6 protein-coding genes are annotated in these 7,563 nt (G+C 50.8%); all 6 read right to left on the reverse strand.

Features of this window, described 5'->3' with window-relative positions:
- Positions 1-58 precede the first annotated feature (58 nt).
- On the reverse strand, positions 59-433 hold the full coding sequence (locus tag AAY72_RS10630; RefSeq protein ID WP_008984459.1) for a hypothetical protein: 375 nt from the start codon (positions 431-433) through the stop codon (positions 59-61).
- Positions 430-2,094 (reverse strand): S41 family peptidase, encoded by a 1,665-nt coding sequence (locus tag AAY72_RS10635; protein ID WP_057787401.1) that lies wholly within the window; start codon positions 2,092-2,094, stop codon positions 430-432. The genes AAY72_RS10630 and AAY72_RS10635 overlap by 4 nt, the downstream gene beginning before the upstream one ends.
- A 107-nt stretch (positions 2,095-2,201) precedes the next feature.
- Positions 2,202-2,939, reverse strand: coding sequence for a 23S rRNA (guanosine(2251)-2'-O)-methyltransferase RlmB (gene rlmB / locus AAY72_RS10640; RefSeq protein WP_057787403.1), 738 nt, complete (start codon positions 2,937-2,939; stop codon positions 2,202-2,204).
- 32 nt (positions 2,940-2,971) lie between these two features.
- Positions 2,972-5,344: a ribonuclease R gene (gene rnr / locus AAY72_RS10645; protein WP_057787405.1), complete on the reverse strand. Its 2,373-nt coding sequence runs from the start codon at positions 5,342-5,344 to the stop codon at positions 2,972-2,974.
- Positions 5,345-5,411: 67 nt separating this feature from the next.
- Entirely contained in the window at positions 5,412-6,032 is a 621-nt protein-coding gene (locus tag AAY72_RS10650; RefSeq protein WP_008984463.1) for a tetratricopeptide repeat protein, read from the reverse strand.
- A 60-nt stretch (positions 6,033-6,092) separates the two neighbouring features.
- Positions 6,093-7,427: a S41 family peptidase gene (locus AAY72_RS10655; protein WP_057787407.1), complete on the reverse strand. Its 1,335-nt coding sequence runs from the start codon at positions 7,425-7,427 to the stop codon at positions 6,093-6,095.
- Between the last annotated feature and the right edge of the window lie 136 nt (positions 7,428-7,563).

Here is a 7,563-nt window from a genome sequence, read left to right on the forward strand (position 1 = left end):
CAAAAAAAGTTCAGGCCAGCAAGCTGGCCTGAACATTAGATACACCGGGTGAGCAACTTTAACGTGCCACAGTCTGGCAACGGGCACCGTTAAGCCGCACACTCTTGCCTGAACCCGGATGCTGTAAAATACAGCTGTCTCCCGCCTTAACCAGTACAAAGCGATAGGACGGTAATTGGTGACGACCGTCCAAGGGGCGACCTTGGCTATCGAGCGGCATTCGCTGCTCAATAAACAGCTCCGGACTCTGTTGCAGTACATCATCGGCTAAGGTCACAGTGTTACCACCGACAATACTGGTAATAAAATCGTTCAGTTGCTGGCGGACTTCAGCGCCACCAGCCACTAACACAGCCGGCTCTGCCGCTGCACCACTTTGACAGCCGGTCAGTAACAACATACTGCCCAAGGTCAAGATGGTTATCGCTTTCACGGGTTACCCTCCGCCGGCTGCAGTTCAGTCATCAGCTTATTATTAAACAAAATGTCCTGATAACGAGGGTCTAACAAGCGCATTTTACCAGCAGCTTCATCATCAACCCGGGCGTTATTATCAGACATTTGTAAGCTACCAAACCCAGCACTGCCTGCTTCAACCATCGGGCAGCGATCATTCTGCGCATAATAAACCGCCGCGCCAAGTAAACGTTCGGCAGGATCGCCCAGCTGTTTGCTGAAGTCATCCGCCAGTGGACAGCCTTTCACATCAGCCTGGAACACCGGATTGGTTTTTGGAATAAAGCCGTCGGCATATTCACCAAAACCTTTGGCATTTACGCCGGTAAACTGGATGGTGAAGTAAGTCGTACCACAGTTGTCAGTCGGATAAAAACCATAAGGCTTACCACAGGTTTGATCGCCAATCAGGATCACCTCAACATCAATCCCGCGCAAACCATTGATAAAGGCTTCACTGGCAGAGCAGGTGTTCCCGGTACTTAAGATAAAGACCCGGCTTAGATTTAATGACGGCAAATCAGTGTCAGTCAGGCGCCCTGCTTCATAATCAATGACTTTCGAATAAAACGGCACCGGAGACAATGTCTGACCGGTAACCGGGTTGGTATTCGGATATTTATCATTAAAGATAGTCCGTTCAAAGAAGCTATCCTGAATAATATTCGGACCCGTTACCATATAACCGAGCTGAGATGCCAAGGCTAGCAAACCACCGCCGTTATAGCGTAAATCAATCACCAACTCGTCAATATTGGCATCCGCGAACTGGTTTACTGCGCTAATCAATTGCTGCTGTGCCAGCGCAATATGACTGTTAAATTGCACGTAACCCACCTTACCGGCAAAGGTATCCAACACTCTGACATTTTGCACCGGCGACGCAGCCACATTAGCCGATGTCATACTTACCGCTTTACGTGCACCCGCAGCCGATTCAAACACAAAGTCAAAGCGCTGGCCGGTAGCTGACGGGAAAAGTGCGCGATTAAGCAGGTCAACACCGGCTTGGGTATTATCATTAACAAAGTCAACGCCATTCACACTCAGCAACTTATCACCCCGTAACAACCCGGCATTGGCTGCCGGTGAGTTTGGCTCGGTGTAAGCAATCGTCAGTTCACGTGGTGGGGTGTTACGACCAAAAGACCAACGAATACCATAGCCAGCTGATACGCCGGCTTGCGTTTGTTGCTGGTATTCAGCGGTGTTCTCAGTAAAGTGGAAATTATCTTTCGGCGTGCCTGAGTCGGTCAGCTGTTCTGTTTTAAGCAGATTAAAATACTGAGCCACACTGTAGGGTGCCGGATCACGATCAACCACTTCGCGATACCAAAGATAAGTATTATTAGTCCAGGAACGTAGCCACATTTTTTCGTGCATGGCCGTACCGGCACGATCCGGATAGGGGCGATTACTATTAAAAGGGTCGGTACCGGTACGCGGCGTTTGACAGAAATTCTTTAAGGTGCTTTCGGCCGGGAACTGGCCTGCAACCCAGGTTGGAGCGGTAGGCGTGGTATTGCCAGAACCGCCACCACCACCGGTAGAGCCACCGGAACCACCACCGCCACACGCCGTCAGCGTTATCACGGAAAGTGACAGCAATGACATTGTTAATGATTTTTTACTAATCATACGCAACCTCCACTATTTAATTCAGGGCTTCCAGCTAAAAATTTACCCGAAATTAACATGAAAGTTTCGGCGGCGCAAGCACCCACAGTCAGAGGGTGGCGGGCCAGTTAAAGCTGCTGCCGTTGCCGTACTGCTTCAAATAAGCAAATGCCAGTAGCAACCGAAACGTTCAAACTCGACACCGAGCCAAACATCGGGATTTTCACCAGCGCATCACAGGTTTCCCGGGTCAGACGCCGTAAGCCCTCGCCTTCGGCGCCTAATACCAGCGCTAAAGGCCCAGTTAAATCGGCCTGGTAGACCAGGGTTTCAGTTTCACCGGCAGTACCTACTACCCAAACCCCTGCTTGCTGTAATTGGCGCAACGTGCGCGCCAGATTCGTTACCGTGATAAAGGGCACCGACTCGGCGGCACCGCAGGCCACTTTACGTACTACTGATGTTAATTTTACCGAACGATCTTTTGGTGCTATGACCGCATGTACGCCAGCCGCATCTGCGCTACGCAAAATGGCACCCAGGTTATGCGGATCGGTAACGCCATCCAGTACTAACAGCAAAGGCTTGCTTTGTGCTTCCACAATAGCGGCTAAATCAGCTTCGTTACCACTGCTGCTTAACCGTGCTTTGGCAACAATACCCTGATGCTGACCGCCGACCATCTCATCTAATGTTTTACGATTACAAAATTGCACCGAAATGCCGTGTTGCCGCGCTTGCTGCAACAATGGCTGCATCCGTTTGTCGTCGCGGTCTTTTAACGCGAAAATTTCCAGCACATCCTGTGGCGCGCGTTTTAATAAGGCTTCGACCGCGTGCAGGCCAAATACCAGATCATTACTCATAGCTTACCTGTAGTGAATTACAGAGCGCCGGATTAGCGGCGACTCTTGGATTTCTTTGCTTTGGGCGCAGCAGGCTTTTTACCTGCCGGGGCTTTGGCTGCTTTGGTGGTTTTGCCTGCTTTGGTTGCTTTGCCCGCCTTGGCCGGCGCAGTTTTGCCAGCTTGCCGCGCCAGTTTTTCTTCAAAAGCGGCATTTTTACTGGCTTTAATCTGCCGGCCAGACACCTGGGTGCGAGCTTCGCCCACCAGTACCAGATCAATTTTCCGCGCTTCCAGATTCACCGCCACCACTTTCACGGTCACCGCATCGCCCATCCGGTAACTGACACCTGAGTGCTCACCGGTCAGAATTTGCCGTTCGGTATCAAAGCGGTAATAGTCATTCTGCAGCGAGGTGACATGCACCAAACCTTCAATATACAAGTCACTCAGTCTGACAAAGAGCCCGAAATTGGTGACGGTTGACACCACCCCAGGAAACTCTGAGCCCAGGTGATCCTGCATATATTCACATTTTAGCCAGTCGGCGACTTCACGGGTCGCATCATCGGCCCGCCGCTCCGTCATCGAGCACTGCTCACCGAGTGGCGCCATATCTTTTTCAATATAGGCTTTCGGACCGGTAACCTGCTGACCTTGTTTCGCCAGAATAGCTTTAATGGCCCGGTGCAGCACCAGATCCGGATAGCGGCGAATTGGCGAGGTAAAGTGGGCATAGGCTTCCAGCGCCAAACCAAAGTGTCCCTGATTATCACCCTGATATACCGCTTGTTTCATCGAGCGCAACATCGTGGTTTCAATCAGTTCGCGGTCGGGACGATCGGATAAACGCGCCAGCACCTCAGTCAGCTCCAACGGTGTCGGCTCATCTGACAGATTGGCTTCAATACCCAGCTCAGCTAAAAAGCGTTTAAAGTTAGCAAAGCGATCGCCATCCGGCCGCTCGTGTACGCGGAATAAGGCATGAGCTTCATGCTTCTCAATAAAGCGTGCCGCCGCCACGTTGGCCATAATCATGCATTCTTCAATGATCTTATGCGCCTCGTTGCGGTGCACCGGCACAATCTGTTCAATCTTGCGGTGGCTGTTAAAGATAAAACGGGTTTCCACGGTTTCAAATTCAATGGCGCCACGCTGTGCCCGTACTTTCGCCAGTTTTTTATACAGGCTGTACAGGGTTTCCAGGTTGGTTAGCTGGGCGGCATATTCCTGCCGTAGCTTAGGATCGCCCTGTAAAATGGCATGCACCTTGTTATAGGTAAAGCGCGCCGCTGAATGCATCACCGCTTCATAAAACTGATAGCTTTCCAGCTTGCCGTGCGCACTGATATGCATTTCAGCGACAAAGCATAAGCGGTCAACGTGCGGATTTAATGAGCACAGGCCATTCGACAAGGCCTCAGGCAGCATGGGTACCACATGGTCCGGGAAGTACACCGAATTCCCGCGCTCCAGCGCACTGTGATCCAAAGGCGTACCAAATTGCACATAAGCACTGACGTCGGCTATGGCCACCCACAGCTTCCAGCCACCGTTCTCTTTGGCTTCGGCATAGACCGCATCGTCAAAGTCACGGGCATCTTCACCGTCGATAGTCACCAAAGGTAACTGCGTCAAATCAACCCGCCCCTGTTTAGCCGCAGCAGGTACCTCTTCGCCAAATTTCGCGACTTGCTGAATCACCGCATCGGAAAAGACGTGCGGGATCTGATGATTTCGGATCGCCACTTCGATTTCCATCCCGGGCGCCATATGCTCGCCCAGTACTTCGACCACCCGCCCCATGGCGTTCACCCGCTTCGATGGCCGCTGCGTAATTTCTACTAATACCACCTGACCATGGCGGGCCGCACCCTGCTCACCTTCAGGCACAATAATATCCTGGCAGATCCGCGCATCATCGGGCACTACAACGCAAAGCGCATGGTCTTTATAATAACGGCCGACAATGGCTTCGCTGCGCGGCTCTAATACCCGCACCACCCGCGCTTCGATCTTATCTTTGCTTTTCACGCTGGCAGCGGTCGCCAGCACCTTATCGCCTGGCAGCAAACGCTGCATTTCATGGAACGGCAGATACCAGTCTGGCCCGCCTTGTTCTAATTTTAAAAAGCCAAAGCCCTCACGATGACCCATCACCGTGCCTTTGACTAAATCCATGTGATCGACTAACCCATAGCGCTTACTTTTGGTAAACAGCAGCTGGCCATCGCGCTCCATAGCACGTAAGCGCTTTTTCAGCGCAAAGATCGCCTCATCGTCATTCAGACCAAGTTCGCTTACCAGTTCTTCAAAGTAGGCCGGCTGTTGCCGTTTTTCGATGTGCTCGAGAATAAACTCGCGGCTGGGGATAGGGTTGTCGTATTTTTCTTGCTCACGCGCAAGATGCGGATCATTTACCGTCATTAATTAAACTTTTGTTTCCTTTTGATACTATTCAGTGTAACACCCCGCAGAGAAAATGAGATGAATTTCATCTGACAGGGCGTTCGGCATTCGCCACTACCCGTGCTGGCATCTTGTCTGCCAGCTGTTTTTTCAGGCGGTTGATTTTAGCATGAGTTGCCTGATCTGCGGTAATGCTATGATGTAACCAGCGATAAGCTTGCTCGAAATCGTTTGGACTACCTTGCCCTGCGACCAGAATTTCCGCCAGCCGCAGCTGCGCCTTTAAATTACCCATCGCCGCCGCTTCGCGTAAATAGATAATCGCTTTCGCCAGATCCTGCTGCACAAAACGGCCAATATGATAATAGCGGCCAATTTGTTCCAGCCCCTCCGGTAATCCCTGAGATGCTGCCTGCAACATAAAGTCCCAGCCACGCTCAACATCGCGCGGTACACAGACACCATAGGCCAGCATATCGCCAAACAAAAACTGGTAAGATGGTAGCTTCATGATCTCAGCCCGGGCTTCGATATCCTGCACCAGCTGACATTCATCGGCCTTAACCCGCTGTAAATGACTATTTACCCGAATCATTTTCAGCAGTTCATCCTGAGTATATAACTCTACCGGTTGCAGCTCCTGCGCTGATAATACCGGAATCAGCAGCAAGGTGATGAGTGCTGTCAGAGCTGAAGATTTTCGCATAGCGTCAGATTACCGTTGTTAAGGTTGGGTCTGGAAAATCTAAGCAAATTTTGCGCCAGCTTACTGCTCATTATAAAACCGCCAGCTGGGTTGATTACGTACGGCAATGGCAGTTTGCTGCAGCAGGCCACTTGGTTCCGCCGACGCGCTGGCTAAACTCACTGCCGGACAGCGGCCAAGCTGAATGTAATCAACCGCTGCCGCATATAAGGGATCATTAGGTACACCCCAATCACCCACTACAGCTGGCGTAATGGCACAATTTGGTGTCAGACCATTAAAGTAGTCGCCAAAGTCCAACGCATTAACGGTTTGAAAATTGATCGCAAATAAACGGAAATTGCCAACAGGTGTCGGAATCTGCCCCACCGGCTTACCACAGGTACGCTCACCAATCTGAATGACATCGATAAAAGGACTGAGGGAGTTAATGACCAATTCACTCGACGAGCAGCTGCCGGGAGTAGTTAACACCAAGACCCGTGACAGATTTAACAGGGTGCGCCCCTGACCAGGTGAGAACAATACCGTGTTGTTACTGGCAGTATTTTTATCATTATAGCGGTATTTCACAAACACTTTGCCTTGCAGCTGCGGATAGGCAATATGCGAACTTAACTGATTTGCCACCCGGATCAGTCCGCCGCCGTTATAGCGCAAATCCAAAATTAACTCGTCAATCTGTTGCTGATTAAAATACGCGAAGGCTTGCTCCAGCTCTGTTTCGGACAGCTCGATAAAACTATTAAACACCAGATAACCAACTTTGCGCGCTGCCAGTTGCTGCACGGAACGATGCAACACGGTATTGGTCGACACCCGGCTCTTTACCAGATCCGCCCGCTGCTCAACACCATCAGGCTGTCGCCAAACAAAATTACGCACCACTCCGGCCTGATTTGGGCCATAAATGTCTTCACTACTATAACGACCACTGTCAAAGCCGCTCAGCCATTCACTGACGCTGATCCCCTCAATAGTGACGATTTTGTCACCGCGTTTTAATCCTTGTTCAGCGGCGGGGCTTTGTGGGTAAACATAGATCACCTGTAGCGCCGAAGCGTTATCAGCACGCTGGCTGGCAAAGCCAAAACCGAAAAATACCGCATTAATAAAGCGATCTTGATATTCCTGTTCGGTTAACATAAAACTGTAATTGTCCCGCGCTGCCAGACTGGCATAAAAATAGTCTTGCGGATTACTGAAGCTGTCTGGCGCCGGATTGCGTAGCTCCCGGTACCACAAATAATTACGGCTGAGCTCACAACCTATCCGGGCGTTGATACTAGTTTGCTGACAAAGCTCCGCATTACCAGGAGCAACCGGCTGGCTGTCTGAGCCACCACAGCCAGCCAACAGCATTAACGCCGTAAACACCACCAAGCGCATCAACATCGTATTCCTCCATCAGCACCGCTTAATTTAGCAAAAAGCTTACGTCTTAATTATTGCCAAAGTTTGGTTATAGCACAGCTTGAGTTAAAGCATACCTGCTTTGCCGGCAAAATCCGGATCGAGTAGGAGGCGGGAT

Source organism: Alishewanella sp. WH16-1 (assembly GCF_001441695.1).
Taxonomy (GTDB): domain Bacteria; phylum Pseudomonadota; class Gammaproteobacteria; order Enterobacterales; family Alteromonadaceae; genus Alishewanella; species Alishewanella agri.